Origin of the sequence: Saprospira grandis DSM 2844 (assembly GCF_000275825.1) — a bacterium.
Lineage (GTDB): Bacteria > Bacteroidota > Bacteroidia > Chitinophagales > Saprospiraceae > Saprospira > Saprospira grandis_A.
Genome location: NZ_JH719942.1, coordinates 4231665 through 4250956 on the forward strand (window position 1 = coordinate 4231665; position 19292 = coordinate 4250956).

The window sequence follows — 19292 nt, forward strand, 5'->3', positions numbered from 1 at the left end:
GGCTATGCCTTTAAAAAATGCCTTGACTAACCTGAAATTTTTATCAAAAGATGGCCGAAGCGCAGGACTTCCATTTGGCCTAGCGATGTGTAGTAGTGCGGCGAAGCCGCAGACCAAGGCCGTCAGGCCGCAGGGCCGAGCAGACCTGCGAGCTGCGAAACGTAGCGCCGCAAGGCCGCAGGCCGCAGCGGAGGCCCCAAAAAAAAAGAGACCAACTAGAGCAGTTTCTAGTTCGTCCCTTTCTTATGAGGTTATTCCGTTAACTAGCGCATTTCAATATGCACCACCACCTGAGCGTGATCAGACTGCCAATTGGGAATGCGTTCCTCCGAGATCGTTTCGTCCAATAAATGGTCGTTGAAGGTGCGGACCATCGTCACTCGGCCAATGTGATTGGGGTTCTCTCGGACCAGCTCTTGGCTCACCATAATATGGTCCAAGGCCTCATGATGCCCATTGTGCAAATGCGTATAATAGGTATCGGTATAAGAATTTCGGGCCTGAATATCTTTGGCATGATAAAGCAAAACATCCCAAATTTTGTGCTTCTTGTACATGGGCAAATAGCGGAAGGGCGCCTCGCCAGAAATGATTCGGGTGGTTACAGAAGTATGCGTATCGTTGAGGTCGCCAATTACCACCACTGGCGAATCTCGGTTTTCCAAAACCTCCATCAAAACAGTACGTACGGCTGCCGACTCTGCCGCCCGCAAGAGCAAGGATCGGGCTTGGCCTTTGGCCTGCGCCAAGGGATCATCTCGGTCCTCTCCATCTTCTAGCATGGGGCGTTTGGACTTAAGGTGGGCCACCACAACATGAAAATCTTGGCCATCAGCATATTCTATCTGGCATTTGAGCAAAGGGCGAGAAAACTCCTTGAAGGGAATCAGCAAACCGTCTACCTCCAACTGCTCGGGAAACTCCCGGATCACTTCATAATCCTTAATTGGGTAGCGGCTGGCAATAGCCACGGCGGGAGAACCGCCCTTGCGATCACTCATCACAATATGATAATCTCGGTAATAGGGATTGGAGCGGATGACCGTTTTTAGGGCCTCCTCTGAAAAGACCTCTTGAAAGCCAATAATATCGGCCTTCATGCTATTGAGTTGATGGCTAATCCAAGCCTGCTTTTTCTCAAACTCTTCATAGGTATACCTACGGTTATAATAGGGCCGCTCGGGCAATTGTAAGTTGAGCAGATTAAAACTGCCGATTTTTAGTTCTTTACTCATGGCGATATTTTGAAGGGCAAATTAGGCCCATTTATAAACATATAAGCGGTAACTAAGGTAAGCAAAAATTGGCAACAAAGGCAAAGGATAAGCCTGCCAAGCAATTAACCAATTGAGCAAGGCCAAAAGATAGCTCAGTAGTAAGAGGCCGTGAAGGAGGGTAAAAAACTTATTCGTCTTGATTTTCTTCAGGCCAAAAAGCAGGGGCAAATAGAGCGGCGAGAGCCACAAAATATTGAGATTCCACTGGGTGGCTGCATGATCGGTGCCCCACCACATAAAGCAGAGAAAAGCGCCCGCTAAGCCTACAACGGCCAGCAGCAAACGGTCGGCGATATAGGCATAATTGGGAAAGATAAAGGCGATGGCAAAAAACAAAGCTGCCAAAAGACTAAAAAGCAAAAGCGGGTAATGGTCCTTGAGGCTAGGCTCATGCACTGAAGGCCAAGGCAACAACTCTTTTTTCTTGCCCAAAAAAGGCCCCGCTGGCGTTTGGCTATTAGTAAGGTGTTGGGCCAAATAATCGGGCAAAAACATTTGTTCGCTCACGGAGGGACATTTATCTGCGCCTCGGCCCAAGATGACCTTGATGCCCAGATCTAGCCAAGGAGAGGGAGCCGTATACTCCGCCAAATAGCTTCGGAAAGAGCGGCTGCTATCGGCCTGAGGCAATTGAAACTCTTCGGCATAAAGGAGCTGGCCCAAATCACGGATTTGCGTAGCGCAATTATCATAAAAAAAGTCGTACATATAATAGCGGTCTGGAGAATTGAAGCGAGCTTCTAGGGCATCAAATAAGAGCTGCTTTTTTTCTGCCGAAAGCAAAATTTCTTGCTCATAAACGCCTCTTTTCTCATAGACATAGGTTTGCATGAAGGGAGCAAAAGGGGCCCGACTCAGGGCATACTCCAACTTTCCCCGAATAAATTTTGCGGTAAAATTGGGCGTATTAAAATCAAAGGTCCCATAATTATAGACCAGCTCAATCCCATTAGCAGGGTCACTGAGGTGCAGAGCCGAATGCCCAAACAGGCTATAGACCTCTGTACCTGGCGAGCAGGTGATTAGGCTAAATTTGGCCGATTCCGAGAGGGGGCGAGCCGCAAAACTCAGGCTGGAAAAAAGGAAGCAAAAAAGAAGCAAAAAAAATATGCGCATAAGAATCCTTATTTATTTGGGGAGAAAATCTTGGCCAATGCTCCAGCCGCCCGTCCAAGCTGCCTGAAAATTAAAACCGCCCGTAATTGCATCAATATTGAGCAATTCGCCAGCAATATAGAGGCCCTTAAAGGCTTTTGTTTCAAAGGTTTTAAAATTCATTTGGTCTAGGTTGACGCCTCCAGCGGTGACAAACTCATCTTTGAAGGTCGATTTGCCCGCTACTTTTATTTCGCAGGCCGTTAGTTCTTCTTCTAGGGCCAGGAGTTCTTTTTTCGACAAATTGGCCCAGCTTTTATCTTCCTTAATCCCGGCCGCATAGAGCAATCGCCGCCAAAGGCGGTTTGGAATTTCGCTAAAGGGACTCGTTTTACTCAGTTGTTTTCTGGCCCAATCCTTTTTGAGCAATTGCAATTCTTTGGCTAGGGCTTGGCGCTCCCAGCCCAACCAATTTACCCGCAAATTAAAACGATAATCTATAGCAAATAACTTTCTTGCGCCCCAGGCCGATAGGCGAAGAATACCGGGACCACTCAGCCCCCAATGTGTAATCAAAAGCGGGCCGCGAGCCTTTAAATTCTTTTGGCCCAATACCTCTACTTCGGCCTGAGGAACCGATAGGCCTGGCAAGCCCTTGAGGCGAAAATCTTTGGAATTAAAGGTAAACAGAGAGGGCACCGCCGGAACGATATCCAGCCCCATTTCGGCCAAGATCGCCCAAACAGGCGCACTACTGCCCGCGGCCAAAACCAATTTATCGGCCTTGTACTCGGCCCCGCCTTTGGTCGCTAAAAAATATCCGCCTTCTTCCAAAGGCTTAATTTGGCTCACTCGCTGCTGCAAATGTAGTTGCACCCCAGCCGCCTCAGCCGCCTGCATCAGGCAATCTACAATAGATTGTGAGCTATTGGATTGAGGAAAAACCCGACCGTCTTTTTCAATTTTCAGCGGCACGCCCCGCTTTTCAAACCAATCCATCGTATCGCCACAAGCAAAGCGATGAAAAGGCCCCAGCAAGGCTTTTTCGCCTCTAGGGTAATGCTTCACCAGCTCCTTGGGCGTCCAGCAAGCATGCGTCAAATTGCAACGCCCCCCCCCAGAAATCTTTACTTTTTGCAAAAAACGCTGCCCCGCCTCCAAAATATGCACCTCCGCCTCTGGGCAGTTTTCTGCAATCTGTATGGCCGAAAAAAAACCAGCAGCCCCGCCGCCAACTATATATACTTTCATTTTGTCATTTTGGCCAAAAATACAAGCTTCCCAAAGATTGCCCTAAGATTAAGGCTTTTTTTACTGTTTTTTTGGGGCGTTACTCCTTTCAGTCGTCGAACTGCGGTCTAAAGACCTTGTTGTCGCTTTGGAGCTTGCTGCTGTTTTGGGGCCTCCTGCCTTCGGCAGGCGCTACGTTTCGCAGCTCGCTATTCGCTCGGCCCTGCGCAAAAATTCGCTTTGCTCATTTTGCTTGGTCTGCCCTTCGGCCACTGCTGCACATCGCTAGGCCATAAAAACTGGCCTTTGGCCAGCGGGCGGCTCGCTTCGCTCGCTCAAGAGTCGATAAAAAGCGGCAGTTCTGCGAGCGAATTGGCCAATTCCTATTTTTAAGGCTTTTTTAAGTCCAACTAGATGTCAGTACATTTGTTTTCTAACTACTAACTTAGTTCTTTTGTGAACTCATTTAAAGGCCCAAAGGCCTATTTCGTCATTACGAACTCATTAAACGTGAAAGTATATCTAACTGCAGCGCTTGTATTTATAAGTGCTTTGGGCCTAGAGGCTCAGCAAATCTTAAGTCTAGAAGATGCTATTCAAAAAGCACTCGAGCAAAGTTATACGGCCAAAATTGCCGCCACTAACCAAAAAATTGCCGCTGTACAAAACCATTGGGGCGAGGCGGGGCGCTACCCGCAAATTACCGCTAGCCTGAGCAATGCCAATAGCTACAGTAATATACAAAACCCCACCTCTTTCCTTAGTGGCGCCCAGTTGTTGGGCACTGGTGGAACCGCAGCGGTAGATTTGCAATGGGCCCTTTATCAGGGGGGGCGCATTCGGCTAACAAAAGACCGTTTGGGCCTAGAAGAAGAGCTAGCCAAATCAGAGGCCAACCGCAGCTTGGAGAATATTAGCCAGCAGGTGGCCAAGGCCTATTTTAATGCGCAAATTCAACAAGAGCGACTCAAGTCGCAGCAAGAACTCTTGGCCCTTTCTCAAGATAAGATTAGCTATATTGAAGCGCGTAGAGAATATGGGCAAGCCACAGAATTTGACCTCCTCCAAATTCGAGATGCCTACCTCAATGACTCTATTCAATGGATGCTGCAACGCACCACTTTTCAAAATGCCCAACAAAATCTAGCCTTGGCCATGGGCCAAGATTGGGCCTCGGCCAAGGAGATTGTCCTGCCCTCAGAATTGAGCTATGAGCTCCCTACTTATACCTTTGACTCCCTCCTAGAAGTGGCCCTCCAAGCCAATAGAGAAATTGCTAGCGAACGCATTCGCCAGCAAACCTCAGCTATTGATATTTCTATTCAGGAGGCGGCCCTTTTGCCTACGGTAAGTTTGGGCGCCAATATTAGCGAACAGCTCAACCTGACGCAAATCAATGGTAAGCAACCCCAAATTTCTGACGATTGGCAGGGAGGTACCACACTCTCTGGCGCACTCAATATCAACCTCAGCTATAATATATATAATGGCGGTAAGCAAAAAAGAGCTATTGAATTGGCCAAACTTCGACAAGAAATTAGCCGCTTGAGCATTCTTCAATTAGAACAGCAGCTGGGCCAAAACCTAAAAACGGTCCTGGCCCTCTATGAAAATCAACGACAAACTTATGCACTTAGCCAGCAATTATTGGCCAACTCTAGCCGAAACCTAGAGATTGCCAGTGAGCGCTTTAAAGCCAATACCCTCAATTTCTTTGACTACCGGACCATTCAGATCAACTATATCAATGCCTACAATAATGTGCAAAATGCCTTCTTGAGCGCCAAACAAACAGAGTTTGACTTGCTCTTGCTTTCAGGGCAGCTCTTGCGCTAAATCAGGCTTTAGGGCAAAAAACAAGGGCGAGCCGCAAATTTGCGGCTCGCCCTCTCTTTTGGAGCCCAAAAACTGTTAAAAAGACTTAAAATTTGGCCTTAATTTTCTCGACTAGTTGATTTTTAATTAAACCCAAAATAAGGGTCTAAAAATAAAATAAAAATCATTAAACTAGATTTAGTTAAAACATTTTCAGCAAAATATCTATTTTCTATTTTTAGTCGAAAGTTGAGAAATCGGGTTTAGAATTGTAAAATTTTTATAATACCTTTGTACTGTCAGCAGTAAAAAAGCTAGACAATCACCAAAAATCAAGTCAAATTCTAATCCTATGAACGATCTATTTAAAAAGGCCATGCAAGCGGGTCTTGGTTTGGCCGTTGTCACTACCGAAAAGGTCAAAGATATTGTTGATGACCTTGTAGAAAAAGGCAAACAATACCAAGAAGAGCAAGACGTTATGGACCAGGAAGCTCCTGCAGCTCCCCAAGAAGGGGAAAGCGAAGTTGTAGAGGGGGAAGCTGTTGCCGATGAGGCTCAGCCTGGCCAAGCTCATAACCGCCTAGAAGAACTAGAGGGCCGTTTGCGCAAGCTAGTAGAAAATGCTATTGAGCGTTTTAACTTCATTAAGGGCGATGAGCATGAGCGCATTGAAAAGCGCATTGAGCGTCTAGAAGAGCGCCTAAGTGAACTAGTAAAAGCCAATACCGAATTGGCTGAGGAATGCGAGAGCAGCGAGCGTGTATAACAACAGCTGCATCACCAAAAATCAGTGGGGTCAGCTTCGGTTGGCCCTTTTTATTTACTATTAGAGTTTAATTTGTTATGATGGAGAAAATTGTCCGCAAGACTCTCTACACTGCTGTAGGGATTGTAGCGAGCACCACCGAGCGTTTGCAAAATGTAGTTGATGAGCTAGTCTCTAAGGGAAAACTATCTGAGGAAGAAGGCAAAAAGGTAGTAGAAGATGTAGTAAAAACTACAGAATACAGCCGAGAAAACTACGAGGGACGATTTAGAAATATGATTGATGGCGTCTTGGCCAAATTGAATTTGCCCCAGGGCGATGCTTATGAAAAGCTAGAACGCCGAGTGAAGTCGCTGGAGGTAAAACTGGGTTTGTTGGCCAAAGAGCTAGAGGCGCAGCGCAAGGCAGCCAAAGCAGAAGGAGACAAAGAGCAGTAAGCTGCAGTTTGCAAAAAATATAAAAGAAGGGCTATCGGATTTTTCCGATAGCCCTTTTGGTTTAGAAGGCAGTTTGGCCCTTATCGGGCAGCAACAATTGCATATTTTGTGGGTAGTTAATCTTAATGTGGATCTCCTCTTCTACAATACTGTTATTGAGTAATATCTGTTTATCAATTTTTGGCATATAGAGCGTTTGGCCCTTAATCTGCCAATCGTAGCGGCCCAAAACCAATAACTTTTTGAGCACATTGCCATGCTCCTCTCCTACTTTTACATAGGTATAAAGGCGGATATAATCCTCTCGCCAAGCTTCGGCCTCTAGGGTGTACTCTGTTTTTACCTCCAGCTGATCAGTTGGGTTGATAAAGGTTTGTATGATAGTGCGCTCATTTTGCCCAAATAAATATATGGGAAAGAGCAGGGCTATAAAGTAAATTAAAAAGTTTTTCATGATTGGGGAAATTTGAAATTAAAAAATGGGGGTTGTGACAGCTTTACCGTCTATATATAATACGTAAGTCAGTCCAAATAAGTTACTCTTTAGACTATGTTTAAATAAAAAAGGGCCTTAGGGGCTGGCTGGCAATTGGCCCAGCGCTGCGCAGCCGTGGCCGCAGGCCAGACCCAGGAGCGAAGCGACGCAGGGCCGAGCAGACTTGCGAGCGGCGAAGCATAGCGGCGGCCAGCAAAGCTGGCCGCGGGCCCCAAAAAAAGAAAAAAGAAAGGGCTTAGAAACTTGGGCTGATGGAAATATCTAGGCGCTCGCCCATTCCTCTGCTGGTATAAGGCAGTAGCAGCAGGCTATCGGTCTCTTGATTGGGCCAATTGAAATAGAGTTGTAAATGACAATCAGTTTCGATAGGGATCCAGACCGCCTGTTTATCTCCAGCGGCCAAGTTGGGCAATGCGTTTTGGCTACAGCCCTCCAATTGTAGATGCTCGAGTTTTTCGGTTCCATTATTTAGCAGGACCAGATAGATATAATCGGTTCTTTGCAGGGCCCAGCTCCCATAAAGCAGCAGGGGCAGCAGATGCAAAATGCCCAAACAGTAGCTCCAATTGGCCTGAACTGCGCTGAGCTTTTCTCTTTTATGTTGGCGGAAGGCCCAAAACATCAGGGGGATTTGGAAGAGGAGAAAAAGCAGGATACCCCAGATTTGTAGGCTGATGAGCTCGCCGGTCCATTGGGCCAAATAATCCCAGCAAAAGTAGCAAGACAGCCCTAGGCTAAAGAGCGGAAAAAGGAGGAAGAATCTAAAAAGCATAGCAAAAGGCTTGTTAAGTTTAGATTAAATCTAGGGAGCTAGATCCAATAGAAAAGGGCGGTAGATAGGGCATTTGCGGTTTAGCTAAATTTTAAGGGAGCCCAAAAGCTTGGCCCAGAGCTAGCTGGGGCTTTTTGCCCTAGTAGTTTTTTGTAAATTTAGCTAAGGTCGGGCAGAAATCTGGCCCAATGAAACGCTTTTCTTAACCTTTTTTTTCATTTTCTTAAGATGCGACTACTTTTCGGTTTTCTTCTTTGTTCTGCGCTATTCTCGGCCCTAAAGGCCCAAGAATTTGGCTTTGTTGGAGCCAAAGAGCAAACTGCCCATGATTTTCAGACCTTTGAGTCTTTGATGACGGCCCTCAAGCAGGCCGATCAGGTGAAAAAACTGGACCTTTATTATAAACTAGACTACAGCCAGCTGCCCCAGGCCATTGCCGAACTGCAAGAGCTGCGCATTTTGTATTTGGGCCATAACAACCTAGAGCATTTGCCGCCCACCTTTAGAAAACTACAAAAGCTAGAAGAGCTCGATTTGGGGCAAAATCCTGCTCTTTCTATACAGGAAATCTGGCCCGAAGTGCGAGAACTAAAAAATTTGCGCCGCCTGTTTATTCATCGAATTCAAATTGAGCAACTGCCCCAAGACTTTGGGCAGCTTCAGCAGCTAGAGTGGCTCAGCTTAGAGGGAAATCATCGTCTGACGGTAGAAAGTCTATCGGCCCTAGACCAATGCAAGCGGCTCAAAACACTCAATCTGGCCTGGTGCAATTTGCAAACCCTCCCTAGTAATTTGGCCAATTTTCAGCAGCTCGAAGAACTCTACCTCAACGAAAACAAACTAAATAGTATTCCCCAAGGCCTACTAGCCCTCAAGCAGCTCAAGGTACTCGACCTTAGCGATAATGAACTGCCCCTTGAAGATATAGAGACCATAAAAACAGCCCTACCCCAAACCAAGATTTATTTCTAAGTTGCACTATCTCTTCTCTTTAAGAGGCGGTAGGCAAAAGGCTTAGCGCCTTTTTCTTTGCCCAGAAAAACGATATGATTAAAACTGCTTACCACTACGACGATCTTATGATCTTACCCGCTTTAGAGGCCCATCTAAATAGCCGGACAGACTGCATTCCCCATTATGCTTCTGGCCAGTTGCCATTTTTTGCCGCCCCTATGTCTACCGTGGTGGCCCAACAAAATTATCAGTTTTTTCTAGAACAAGGCCTCAATGTCTGCTTTCCCCGATACCAAAATTTACCCCCCAATTTTTTTGACCTACAAAAGCAGTATAAGGGTCGGCTTTTTCTAGCCATGGACCTCGAAGAGTTTAATAAGGAGTTTTTGGTGCTCGGCAAAAAACTCAACCGACAACATGCCATCCTCATCGATACCGCCAATGGCCACCTCCAAAGAGTCTATGAACTCTGCCTGGCCGCCAAAAAAGAATATGGCCAACAGATGCTCCTTATGGCCGGAAATATTGGCCACCCCCAAACCTTCGAACGCCTAGCCGAAACCGGCGTCGATTATCTGCGCCTAGGCATTGGCGGTGGCCGAAACTGCAACACCAGCAGCTTTACCGGCGTGCATTACCCGCTGGCCTCTCTCATTATCGAAAGCCGAAAATTGGCCCAACAACTGCCCAAAGCCCCCAAAATTATTGCCGATGGCGGTATCGGCTCTTATGCCAATGCCATTATGGCCCTCGCCTGCGGAGCCGATTATGTCATGATGGGCAGCCTCATCAACCAAGCCCTAGAATCTGCCGGCCAAAATTATCTCTTCAAACAAATTCCCCTCTCTCAAAAATTGGCCAAACTCGCCTTCCGCCTAGGCCTCCCCCTCTACAAAGAATATAAAGCCCTGCACAGCCGCCCCGCCTCCGCCCAACAAGGCCTAATCGGAAGAAGAGCCGTAGAAGGCCGCCGAAGCCTCCAAAAAGTACAATACCAACTGCCCGATTTTCTCTTCAATTTAGGCAGCTACCTGCAATCCGCCATGAGCTATACCGGCAAAATCCATCTAGAAGACTTTATCGGACAAGTAGAACTGATTACCGACCAAAGATGAGGTTTTGGGGCCTCCGCAGCAAAGCTGCGGCGCTACGCTTTGGGGCTCGCTATTCGCTCGGCCCTGCCTCGCCTTCGGCTCCTTGGTCTGGCGCTGCGCGCCACCCCGCCGCATCGCTAGGCCGCTCATCCCCAAAGCGCTGCTTTTGGCTTTCCGCTTCGGCAAACTATGCACCAAAAATAGTTTGGTCCAAGGAAAAGCTAAAGCCCAAAAAGTCATAAAAAAAACAAAAAACCTACTATTGCCAAAATATAAGTTTAACTTAGCTCTCTGCGAACAAGTGTTCGTAGCTAAGCAGTTGATAGCAAAGCCATCAACTAAACAACACCATCAACCCCCTATTTTGGGACAATAAAAGCTAGTTTATTCATGAATTATTCAGAAGAATCACTGAAACTTCACAGCTTACTGAAAGGAAAAATTGGCATCCGCAATCAAATGGATGTGCGCACCAGTGAGCACCTTTCTTTGGTCTACTCTCCCGGAGTAGCCGCCCCTTGTATCGAAATTGCCAAAGATCCCGAGAAAGTTTGGGAATATACCCTAAAGAGTAATACCGTAGCCATCGTTTCTGATGGATCTGCTGTTTTGGGCCTCGGAAACATTGGCGCAGAGGCGTCTATCCCCGTTATGGAAGGTAAGGCCATGCTCTTTCGCCAATTTGGCCATATTAACGCCTTCCCCATTTGCCTCAATACCCAAGATGTAGATGAAATCGTGGAAACCGTCCGCCGAATCGCTCCCGTTTTTGGTGGCATCAACCTAGAAGATATTGCCGCCCCGCGCAGCTTTGAGGTGGAAGAACGCCTACAAGATTTGGGCATTCCCGTTTTTCATGACGACCAACACGGTACCGCCATTGTTGTTTTGGGCGCCCTAATTAACGCCGCCAAATTGGTAGACAAACCCCTAGAGGAATTGTCTGTAGTTATTAACGGTGCTGGCGCCGCTGGGGTGGCTATCGCTCGCCTTTTGCGCTGTATCGATAATGAAAATAATACGGCTTGTATCCCCGTCAAAGAAATTATTCTTTGCGATAGTAAAGGGATCATTAGCCGCGATAGAGATAATCTCAATAGCTCTAAGCAAGCTACCCTGGGCTATACCAACCCCAACAACAAATCGGGCTCTATTAAAGATGCTATCGTAGATGCCGACGTATTTATTGGCGTAAGTGTGGGCAATATCCTCACCGCCGATGATATCAGAACCATGGCTAAAGATCCTATTATCTTTGCCTTGGCCAACCCTACGCCCGAAATTATGCCCGAAGAAGCCTATAAAGGTGGAGCCGCTGTAGTGGGCACAGGCCGTTCTGACCTCCCTAACCAGGTCAATAATGTACTCGGTTTTCCCGGTATTTTCCGCGGAGCCCTAGATGCTCGTGCCAAGGTCATTTCTCCAAAAATGAAGTTGGCCACTGCCTATGCCATTGCCGACTGTGTGCATCCGCCCAGCCGCGATATGATTATTCCGCCAGCTCTAAATGAGGTGGTTGCCTATAAGGTGGCCAAAGCCGTTAAGGAAGCCGCCCTAGCCGAAATGGGCCTACCCGATGAGATGACTGGATACAATGGCTAAGCTGTATAGCTTTTGCCTAAATGAAAAAGACCCAATTGCCGCAGCAGTTGGGTCTTTTTGTCATAAAAAAAGTGGCCCTCTTGCCCAGAGCCACTTTTATTATTTTGCCTTTATTTCAGAAATTGTGCGAACAGTTTGCTGTAATTTCTTTCTTTTAAAACGAGCCCTTCTAAAAAACTGCTGCTTAATAGACCAAAAAAAATTGAAAAATGATTAAAAAAATTTTACCCCTCTTCTTTGGGCTCTTGGCCCTTTCGCTTTCTGCTCAGCATTGTCCAGACTGCCAAGCGCTCAAGGAAGCCGCCTGGAAAAAAGGCTGGGATGGCCAGGCTTTCCAAAAATCGAGTTTGCATCGACTAAAAGATATGGATGTACTCTCTTATGCATTGGAGCTGGAGCTTTTGGACCCTAACAAAAGATTTTTGAAAGGCAAGGCCCTTTTGCGCATTCAACTTTTACGAAAGGGCCTAAAAGAAATAGAACTGGACCTACAAGGCCTAAAGGTCCAAAAGGTAAAGGTGAATGGTAAAAAACGTGCTTTTACCCATAATGATCCCCTCTTGCTCATTCGCTTGCCCAAAAAATATAGCCTAAAAAAACCCATTGAGGTAGAAGTACAGTATGAAGGGGCTCCCCAAGAAGACAAAAGCTGGGGCGGCTTTTACTTTGAGCAAGGCTTTGCCTACAATATGGGCGTAGGCTTTGCCGACAACCCCCATAATTATGGGCGAATATGGTTTCCTTGCGTCGATAACTTTCAAGATAAATCAACTTATAGTATTTCGTTAATCACAAAAGACAGCCTTGCGGGCTATGCTAATGGTCTTTTAGTGGAAGACCGTCTATTAGCCAATGGATTAAGAAAAAGAAGTTGGGAACAAAAAGAAGCTATTCCTAGCTATTTGGCGGCTATTGCCGTGGCCAACTACAGCGATATAACTCAAACTTTTGCAGGCATAAATTCGACCATACCCATTGCGTTAGTCGTTCCAAAGGAAGACAGTCAAAAGGCGGTGGCTTCTTTTATTCATTTGCCGCAGGCGCTTTCGGCTTTTGAGTATTGGTTTGGTCCCTACCGCTGGTCCAAGGTGGGTTTTTGCATGGTTCCCTTTAAGGCGGGGGCCATGGAGCACGCTAGTTTGATTGCCTACCCCCTCTATGCGGTAGACGGGAGCTTGAAGCAAGAGCGTTTGATGGCCCATGAGCTTTCTCATCATTGGTGGGGCAATTTGGTCACCTGCGCCAAGGCTGAAGATATGTGGATTAACGAGGGTTTTGCTAGCTACTGCGAGTTTCTGTTTAAGGAGGCCTGTTATGGGCGAAAAGCGGCCTTGCCCATTTTGCAAAAAAACCTAGCCATCAGTTTGTATCAGGCGCCAAAGCGAGAGGGGGGCCATCGGCCAGTGGCGGCGGTGCCTTGGGCGCATACCTATGGCAGCCATGTCTATAAAAAGGGGAGTTTGGTGGCCCATAACTTAAGGCATTATTTGGGCGACAGTCTGTTTCGGCAAGGGATGCAGGCCGTTATGGATAGCTTTGCCTACAAAAACTTATCGACTGAAGAGTTTTGCCAATTTTTGAGTAAAGAGTTGGGGCGAGACATGCAGCCTTTTTTCAAAAATTGGTTGTGGCAGGCAGGTTGGCCCAGTTTGCATATTGTGGAGGAAGAAATTGGGGCCAATAGCATCCGGCTGAGTATTGAGCAGCAGCTTATAGGAAGAGATAGCCTCTATGAAAACCTTCCGCTAAAGGTTCGTTTATTTTTGGCCAATGGCGAATATGTAGACCGTGAAATTCTGCTTAGGGAAAAGCAGCAGCAGTTTCATTGGAAAGCGCTAGTTGCCCCTGTTGTTTATGCTTGGATCAACCCTGATCAAAGTTTGGTGCAGGCTCGTTTTGAGCATTTTTTTAAAGATTGGAACAGTCAGCAGCAGGAGCTGAGTTTGCTTCAAATAAAAGACTTTCGTTTTAATCGGCCTTGTTTAGCTGCCGAGCAATTGCATTTGGCCTATTATCCCGTAGCCGAGGGCGAAGCCTACTGGCAAATCAGAGGACGGATAAAAGGGGCTAGCGTTCCGGCCGAGCTGGCCCTAAAACAGCCCAATCCATCGGCTCGGCTCTATTATCGTACTGCTGCGGGCCAAGACTGGCTACTTTATCCACATTCTGGGAAAAGCCAGGCGGGCTACTACTATATAGAGCAAGTTCTTTTGGGGGATTATAAGTGGGTAGACTAAAATCTGCGGTTTTGCAGGGCCGAAGGCCCGCAGGCCCAGCGATGTGCAGCAGTGGCCGCAGGCCAGACCGAGCAAAAAACTTGTTTTTTGCGAAGGGCCGAGCGAAGAGCGAGCTGCGAAACGTAGCGGCGGCCAGCTTGCTGGCCGCGGGCCCCAAATCTTTATTAGATTCGTCTATAAAAAAGAGCGCTTGGACCCAAAAATCCAAGAAGAAGTTTGATAAGGCTGAAATTATTTTGGCCCTTTTGATTTAACTTGCGTTTAGCAGATAGTCGCCCCAAGATTTCATCATCAAAATTATTAAAGCATGCAATCCCTGCCTTATTTGGGCCTAGCTCTCCTTTTGTTCTGTTTTAGCAGCCAGTTGTGGAGCCAGGAAAAAGTCAGTTTATCGGGTTATCTTCGAGATGCCGAAACTGGTGAAGAATTGTTATTTGCCAATGTGGCTATTCCTGCCGAAGCCATGGGCGTGAGCACGAATGAGTATGGCTATTATGCTCTGAGTTTGCCCAAGGGGCAATATGTAGTTTCTTATTCTTATGTGGGTTATCAGACTGTTTTGGACACCATTGATTTGCAAGCGGATTTGGTTAAAGACATAGAACTTTTGCCAGAATCGACCACCGTAGATGCGGTTGTGGTGACCGATGAGCGGACCGATGAGAACGTAAAAAGTACCGATATGAGCGTACTTTCCTTGGATATGAAAGAGGCCAAAAAGGTGCCTGTTATTTTTGGGGAGCAAGACATTGTCAAAACGCTTCAGTTGATGCCTGGGGTGAGCCCTAGCAGTGAGGGCGGCAGTGGTTTTTTTGTGCGTGGGGGGAATGCGGATCAGAACCTAATTTTGCTTGATGATGCTCCTGTTTATAATGCGGCCCATCTTTTGGGCTTTTTCTCGGTCTTCAATTCGGATGCCCTCAAGGATGTGAAGTTGTATAAAGGAGGCGTGCCGGCTGAGTTTGGTGGACGGGCCTCCTCGGTGATGGATGTACATATGAAAAACGGAAACAGCAAAACCTTTTCGGGTTCTGGAGGTTTGGGCCTCATTTCTTCTCGGCTGACCTTAGAGGGGCCAATCGTAAAAGACAAAGGCTCTTTTATTGTGTCTGGTCGCCGCACCTATGCCGATTTGATGTTTCAATTGGTGGCTGATGATTTTGATGGCGGCTCGCTTTATTTTTATGATTTGAACGTTAAGGCCAACTATAAATTGGGGCAAAAGGACCGCCTCTATTTGTCGGGCTATTTTGGTCGAGATGTCTTTGGCTTTGATGGTTCGGGTTTAGATTGGGGGAATACCACCCTGACGCTTCGTTGGAACCACCTCTTTAATGAAAAGCTCTTTGCCAATACTACTTTTGTTTATAGTGAGTATGATTATGGCTTTGCCGTGCGCACCGACAACTTTGATATTGATTTATCGGCTGGAATTAACAACCTTAATCTCAAGCAAGATTATAGCTACTACCTCAACCCCAATAATAACATCAAATTTGGCTGGCAGTCGCTTTACTATAACTTCCGTCCAGGAAGCTTTGAGGCCACCGATTCAGAGACCGATGATGTTTTGGCTAACTCAAAGTTAGACCAACAGTTTGCCCTAGAAAATGCGGCTTACATTAGCAATCAGCATAAAATTACTAAGAAACTGAGCATGAACTACGGTTTGCGCCTCACTTCTTTTTCCAATATTGGCGCCGCCACCGTAAAAACCTACAATGCAGCCAATGAGGCCATTGATAGCGTGAGCTATGGCGCTGGGGAGTTTTTTAATACTTACTTTGGGCTAGAACCTCGGGTGAATGCGGTTTATTTGCTAGACGATAAGAGCTCGATCAAGGCCTCTTATAACCGCATTTATCAATATCTGCACATTTTGTCTAATGCCAGCTCTGGCACACCCACCGATATTTGGGCGCCTTCTACCCAATTGATCAAGCCACAGTATGCCGACCAAGTTGCGCTGGGCTATTTCCGAAATTTCCTCGATAATAAGCTGGAGTTTAGCGTAGAGGGCTACTACAAAAATTTGGGCAATCAGGTAGATTATGAAGATGGGGCCGAAACCTTTCTGAATGAAGACCTAGAGGCCGAATTGGTCTTTGGCCAAGGCCGCGCCTATGGGATGGAGGTCTTTTTGCGCAAACGCCAAGGCAAATTTACCGGCTGGGTTTCTTATACCCTCTCCAAATCAGAACGCCAATTTGCCGATATCAATAATGGAAACTGGTTCTCGGCCCGACAAGACCGCCGACACGATATTTCTGTCGTTGGTGTCTATGATATTACTAAAAAATGGTCACTTTCGGCCGCCTGGGTCTACTATACCGGCGATGCCATTACCTTCCCTTCTGGAAAATATGAGGTGGATGGCCAAATTGTCAATCTCTTTTCTAGCCGAAATGGCGACCGTATGCCCGATTATCATCGCCTAGATATTGGCGCCACTTATGTCTTCCGAGATAGCAAAAAATGGTATTCTGATATCAACTTTTCGGTCTACAATGCCTACAACCGAAAAAATGCCTACAGCATTTCTTTCCAAGAAAATGAGGCTGGCACAGGCACCGAAGCCGTTCGCCTAGCCCTCTTTGGCATTGTCCCTTCTATTAGCTGGAACTTCAAATTTTAATCTTATGCGCAGTTTATCATATTGCTTTTTATGCCTTTTGGCCCTTTCTTTTACCGCCTGCCAAGATGTGATTGTCCTTGATCTGGATGAAGCCGCACAGCAGACCATTGTGGAGGCCAATATCCTGAGCGATGCCCAAAGAGCAGAGGTTCGCCTTTCTAAATCTGGTAGTTTTTACCAAAGTAACGACTTTGAGATGGTCAATGGGGCCAGCATTACGCTTTCGCTCAATGGCCAAAATTATAGCTTCCAAACCGATAATAATGGCTACTATTGGGCCGATAGCCTACAAATTCAGGCCGGCGATTCTGCCTTTATGAGCATTAGCCTGCCCGATGGCCGCCAAATTTCGGCCGCAGCTGCCTGCCCCAATTCGGTCCTGCTCGATAGCCTGAGCTATGAGGAGTTTGCCTTTCCCTTTGGCGGCCAAATTGGCTACCGCCTCTATTACCATTTTCAAGATCCCGCCGATACAGCCAATTTCTACCGCACGAAGGTCTGGACCAATGGCGAAATAGAGGATAATTATATCCTCATTGAAGACGAACTCCGCGATGGCGATTATCTCGATTTGCCCTTTTTTGGCTCTCCCTTCGAGGCTGAAGATAGCATAGAACTCGAGCTCATTTCGGTCAATAAGGCCTATTACGATTACTTTGAACAGGTCGCGGAGATCAGCGAATCTGGCGCCTCGGCTAGCGTACCCTACAACCCCAAAGGCAATTGGGATGACCCCAGCGTTTTGGGCTATTTTGGCATTATTCACCGTCACCAACTCCAAATTGAAATGCCGCAATAATTCTTTTTTAAAAGGATTTGGGGCCTCCGCCTCGCTTTGCTCGTCGGCGCTACGCTGCGGGGCTCGCAAGCCTGCTCGGCCCTTCGCAAAAAACAAGTTTTTTGCTCGGTCTGGCCTAACGGCCACCCGCTCCGCATCGCTAGGCCTTTCGGGCTCGAAAAAAAAGGCTGCTGTGCTCATGCACAGCAGCCTTCCCTTATTTCAGCCTAAATAATATTAGTGCGCATGGCCCAACATCAGCAGACTAACCGCCATAACGGCCATTCCCGCCAACATTCCATAAATAGCCAAATGATGCGCGCCATAATCTCGAGCAGAAGGCAGCAATTGGTCCAATGAAATAAAGACCATAATTCCCGCTACCCCAGCCAATAAAATAGACATCACCGTCTCGTCTAAAGCATCGCCAAAAAGGGCAAAAATGAGAATCGCGCCAACTGGCTCTACCACTCCAGACAAAAAAGAATACCAAAAGGCCTTAGACTTACTGCCCGTGGCATAATAAACCGGCATAGAAACCGCAATCCCCTCCGGAATGTTATGCAAGGCAATGGCCAAACCAATGGTTAAACCCAAACTCGGGTCCTCTAAAGCCGCTACAAAAGTAGCCATGCCCTCCGGAAAATTGTGTAGGGCCAAGGCCAAAGCCGTGAGCAAGCCTACTCGCATTAGTTTACCGTTTTTGCTATTTTGCCGCTCCAATTGCCCCGGCTCCTGCTCATCTAGCTCCTCTTCAGTCATCAACTCATGAGGGTTTTCCTCATGCGGAATCATCTTATCAATTAGGGCCACCAATAACATCCCGCCAAAAAAAGCCAGCACGCCCCAATGTCGACTATGACTGTGGTCCAAATGGGCCAAAGCATGCGGAAAAATCTCCATAAAGGAAACATAGAGCATCACGCCTGCCGCAAAACCCATAGACATGGTCAAAAAATTAAAATTGCGCCCCTTAACTAAAAAAGCTATAGCGCTTCCAATACCTGTAGACAAACCCGCCAATACAGTCAGGCCAAAAGCAGCCCAAAAATGTTCGTGCATTATGTATAATGATTTATAAGAAAGTATTTATTTTAGTGTTGTCTAAAAATAAAATTTGCTAAATCTAAGGAGAAAAACTGAACTTTCTTGCAATTAGGTTGCAAATTTAGGCAAAAGGCAGGGATTATTGCAGACTTTTAAGTCTAGACTTAGACTAAAAAGCGATAAAGTCTCCCTAATAAAAAACAGTGCAATTATATTCACAGCTAGCGTCCTTCATGCTGTAGAAGCCCTCTTGGCCCCAAGCCCCCATTTTGATTTGTAGCGCTAAACCCGCAGAAAAAATTCAGGACAAGACATATCTATGCAAAAAAAAGAGAAAGGAGGAGCTCCTTTCTCTTTTTTTACATGCGGCCTCTAGCGATTTAGAGATCGCTATTATTATGGGCCAAGTTTTCAATTTCAGTAGCCACCTTTTGAGGGATATAAAGGATAAACTTCATTTCTTCCTCTAGGGCTTGGCCTCTAAGTTTAACCACCTTTTGGCCCTTGGGCATAATGATTTTATAGGCGGTGCCCATATCTTCTAGGGCAATTTCGTAGCGGCCTACGGCCACCAAACGGTCCAAAATTACTTGTTGGCAATTTTCTACCGCTACAATTGTTTGTAGACGAGCAAAATCTTTGTCCCAAACCTGAAGTTCTACTTGGCCCGGAAGGCTAGCCAAAAGCTCCAAACGCCCCTCTAGGGCAATAGAACGAACCAAAGTTTTTTGGGCCTGAGCGGCCATTTGCCCTACAAACACAAACTGAAGGGCCAAGATGCTAAGTATAAAGTATAACTTTTTCATAGGGCATATAATTTTATAGGGAATGGGAAATTATATTTCGATTCCCTTCGTTGATTTCCTTTTTTACAAAACGATCATCGGAGCCAAATAGTTGGTAGAAAATTTAATATTTTATAAAATAAGCAGCAAAATCCTTTTTTGTTAAATTAGAGAACTCTTTTAGCTGGCCCCGAAAGGCCTAAGCAAAATCCTTATCTTTAGGAGTTGGCCTGGCCTAGCGATGCGACGGGGTGGCCGAAGGCCAGACC

16 protein-coding genes are annotated in these 19292 nt (G+C 46.5%); 9 read left to right on the forward strand and 7 right to left on the reverse strand.

What is annotated here, in order from left to right; genetic code table 11:
* Positions 1-263: 263 nt before the first annotated feature.
* From SAPGRDRAFT_RS18735 to SAPGRDRAFT_RS18745, 3 genes are read right to left on the reverse strand one after another with little or no spacing between them, the layout of a single operon-like run.
* Positions 264-1235, reverse strand: coding sequence for an endonuclease/exonuclease/phosphatase family protein (locus tag SAPGRDRAFT_RS18735; RefSeq protein WP_002661025.1), 972 nt, complete (start codon positions 1233-1235; stop codon positions 264-266).
* A 21-nt stretch (positions 1236-1256) separates the two neighbouring features.
* Positions 1257-2393 (reverse strand): lipoprotein N-acyltransferase Lnb domain-containing protein, encoded by a 1137-nt coding sequence (locus tag SAPGRDRAFT_RS18740; protein WP_002661026.1) that lies wholly within the window; start codon positions 2391-2393, stop codon positions 1257-1259.
* A gap of 12 nt (positions 2394-2405) precedes the next feature.
* Entirely contained in the window at positions 2406-3623 is a 1218-nt protein-coding gene (locus SAPGRDRAFT_RS18745) for an NAD(P)/FAD-dependent oxidoreductase (RefSeq protein ID WP_002661027.1), read from the reverse strand.
* Positions 3624-4058: 435 nt separating this feature from the next.
* Here SAPGRDRAFT_RS18745 and SAPGRDRAFT_RS18750 point away from each other — a divergent pair, with 435 nt between their 5' ends.
* The 3 genes from SAPGRDRAFT_RS18750 (at position 4059) to SAPGRDRAFT_RS18760 (ending at position 6623) form a co-directional block, all read left to right on the forward strand.
* On the forward strand, positions 4059-5438 hold the full coding sequence (locus SAPGRDRAFT_RS18750) for a TolC family protein (RefSeq protein ID WP_002661029.1): 1380 nt from the start codon (positions 4059-4061) through the stop codon (positions 5436-5438).
* A gap of 331 nt (positions 5439-5769) precedes the next feature.
* The gene (locus SAPGRDRAFT_RS18755) at positions 5770-6186 is read left to right on the forward strand and encodes a phasin family protein (RefSeq protein WP_002661030.1); all 417 of its coding nucleotides are present in this window, start codon (positions 5770-5772) and stop codon (positions 6184-6186) included.
* Between the two features lie 77 nt (positions 6187-6263).
* Positions 6264-6623, forward strand: coding sequence for a phasin family protein (locus SAPGRDRAFT_RS18760; protein ID WP_002661032.1), 360 nt, complete (start codon positions 6264-6266; stop codon positions 6621-6623).
* A gap of 61 nt (positions 6624-6684) precedes the next feature.
* Here SAPGRDRAFT_RS18760 and SAPGRDRAFT_RS18765 read toward each other — a convergent pair whose 3' ends face one another.
* Both SAPGRDRAFT_RS18765 and SAPGRDRAFT_RS18770 read right to left on the reverse strand, forming a co-directional pair.
* Positions 6685-7077, reverse strand: coding sequence for a hypothetical protein (locus SAPGRDRAFT_RS18765; protein ID WP_002661033.1), 393 nt, complete (start codon positions 7075-7077; stop codon positions 6685-6687).
* Positions 7078-7354: 277 nt separating this feature from the next.
* A complete protein-coding gene (locus SAPGRDRAFT_RS18770; protein ID WP_002661035.1) occupies positions 7355-7891 on the reverse strand; it encodes a hypothetical protein in 537 nt (178 codons plus the stop codon).
* 228 nt (positions 7892-8119) lie between these two features.
* Here SAPGRDRAFT_RS18770 and SAPGRDRAFT_RS18775 point away from each other — a divergent pair, with 228 nt between their 5' ends.
* The 6 genes from SAPGRDRAFT_RS18775 (at position 8120) to SAPGRDRAFT_RS18810 (ending at position 17212) form a co-directional block, all read left to right on the forward strand.
* Positions 8120-8863 carry a leucine-rich repeat domain-containing protein gene (locus SAPGRDRAFT_RS18775; protein WP_002661036.1) on the forward strand — a complete coding sequence of 248 codons (744 nt, stop codon included), beginning with the start codon at positions 8120-8122 and terminating at the stop codon, positions 8861-8863.
* A gap of 74 nt (positions 8864-8937) precedes the next feature.
* Positions 8938-9960, forward strand: a complete 1023-nt coding sequence (locus SAPGRDRAFT_RS18780) for an IMP dehydrogenase (protein WP_002661038.1) — start codon at positions 8938-8940, stop codon at positions 9958-9960.
* A 369-nt stretch (positions 9961-10329) separates the two neighbouring features.
* Positions 10330-11541, forward strand: coding sequence for an NAD(P)-dependent malic enzyme (locus SAPGRDRAFT_RS18790; protein WP_002661040.1), 1212 nt, complete (start codon positions 10330-10332; stop codon positions 11539-11541).
* Between the two features lie 209 nt (positions 11542-11750).
* A complete protein-coding gene (locus SAPGRDRAFT_RS18800; RefSeq protein WP_002661042.1) occupies positions 11751-13778 on the forward strand; it encodes a M1 family metallopeptidase in 2028 nt (675 codons plus the stop codon).
* A gap of 307 nt (positions 13779-14085) precedes the next feature.
* A complete protein-coding gene (locus SAPGRDRAFT_RS18805) occupies positions 14086-16413 on the forward strand; it encodes a TonB-dependent receptor (RefSeq protein ID WP_002661043.1) in 2328 nt (775 codons plus the stop codon).
* A 4-nt stretch (positions 16414-16417) separates the two neighbouring features.
* On the forward strand, positions 16418-17212 hold the full coding sequence (locus tag SAPGRDRAFT_RS18810; protein ID WP_002661044.1) for a DUF4249 domain-containing protein: 795 nt from the start codon (positions 16418-16420) through the stop codon (positions 17210-17212).
* A gap of 216 nt (positions 17213-17428) precedes the next feature.
* Here the strand turns inward: SAPGRDRAFT_RS18810 and zupT are convergent, their stop codons facing one another.
* A complete protein-coding gene (gene zupT / locus SAPGRDRAFT_RS18820) occupies positions 17429-18253 on the reverse strand; it encodes a zinc transporter ZupT (protein WP_002661046.1) in 825 nt (274 codons plus the stop codon).
* 365 nt (positions 18254-18618) lie between these two features.
* On the reverse strand, positions 18619-19044 hold the full coding sequence (locus SAPGRDRAFT_RS18825) for a hypothetical protein (protein ID WP_002661048.1): 426 nt from the start codon (positions 19042-19044) through the stop codon (positions 18619-18621).
* Positions 19045-19292 lie beyond the last annotated feature (248 nt).

What these genes read in the sequence shown, in the direction of transcription:
- SAPGRDRAFT_RS18770 (WP_002661035.1), bottom strand. Translation starts at nt 7,891, where the DNA reads ATGCTTTTTAGATTCTTCCTCCTTTTTCCGCTCTTTAGCCTAGGGCTG.
- SAPGRDRAFT_RS18735 (WP_002661025.1), bottom strand. Translation starts at nt 1,235, where the DNA reads ATGAGTAAAGAACTAAAAATCGGCAGTTTTAATCTGCTCAACTTACAA.
- SAPGRDRAFT_RS18800 (WP_002661042.1), top strand. Translation starts at nt 11,751, where the DNA reads ATGATTAAAAAAATTTTACCCCTCTTCTTTGGGCTCTTGGCCCTTTCG.
- SAPGRDRAFT_RS18780 (WP_002661038.1), top strand. Translation starts at nt 8,938, where the DNA reads ATGATTAAAACTGCTTACCACTACGACGATCTTATGATCTTACCCGCT.
- SAPGRDRAFT_RS18805 (WP_002661043.1), top strand. Translation starts at nt 14,086, where the DNA reads ATGCAATCCCTGCCTTATTTGGGCCTAGCTCTCCTTTTGTTCTGTTTT.
- SAPGRDRAFT_RS18810 (WP_002661044.1), top strand. Translation starts at nt 16,418, where the DNA reads ATGCGCAGTTTATCATATTGCTTTTTATGCCTTTTGGCCCTTTCTTTT.
- SAPGRDRAFT_RS18755 (WP_002661030.1), top strand. Translation starts at nt 5,770, where the DNA reads ATGAACGATCTATTTAAAAAGGCCATGCAAGCGGGTCTTGGTTTGGCC.
- SAPGRDRAFT_RS18775 (WP_002661036.1), top strand. Translation starts at nt 8,120, where the DNA reads ATGCGACTACTTTTCGGTTTTCTTCTTTGTTCTGCGCTATTCTCGGCC.
- SAPGRDRAFT_RS18765 (WP_002661033.1), bottom strand. Translation starts at nt 7,077, where the DNA reads ATGAAAAACTTTTTAATTTACTTTATAGCCCTGCTCTTTCCCATATAT.
- SAPGRDRAFT_RS18825 (WP_002661048.1), bottom strand. Translation starts at nt 19,044, where the DNA reads ATGAAAAAGTTATACTTTATACTTAGCATCTTGGCCCTTCAGTTTGTG.
- zupT (WP_002661046.1), bottom strand. Translation starts at nt 18,253, where the DNA reads ATGCACGAACATTTTTGGGCTGCTTTTGGCCTGACTGTATTGGCGGGT.
- SAPGRDRAFT_RS18740 (WP_002661026.1), bottom strand. Translation starts at nt 2,393, where the DNA reads ATGCGCATATTTTTTTTGCTTCTTTTTTGCTTCCTTTTTTCCAGCCTG.
- SAPGRDRAFT_RS18790 (WP_002661040.1), top strand. Translation starts at nt 10,330, where the DNA reads ATGAATTATTCAGAAGAATCACTGAAACTTCACAGCTTACTGAAAGGA.
- SAPGRDRAFT_RS18760 (WP_002661032.1), top strand. Translation starts at nt 6,264, where the DNA reads ATGATGGAGAAAATTGTCCGCAAGACTCTCTACACTGCTGTAGGGATT.
- SAPGRDRAFT_RS18745 (WP_002661027.1), bottom strand. Translation starts at nt 3,623, where the DNA reads ATGAAAGTATATATAGTTGGCGGCGGGGCTGCTGGTTTTTTTTCGGCC.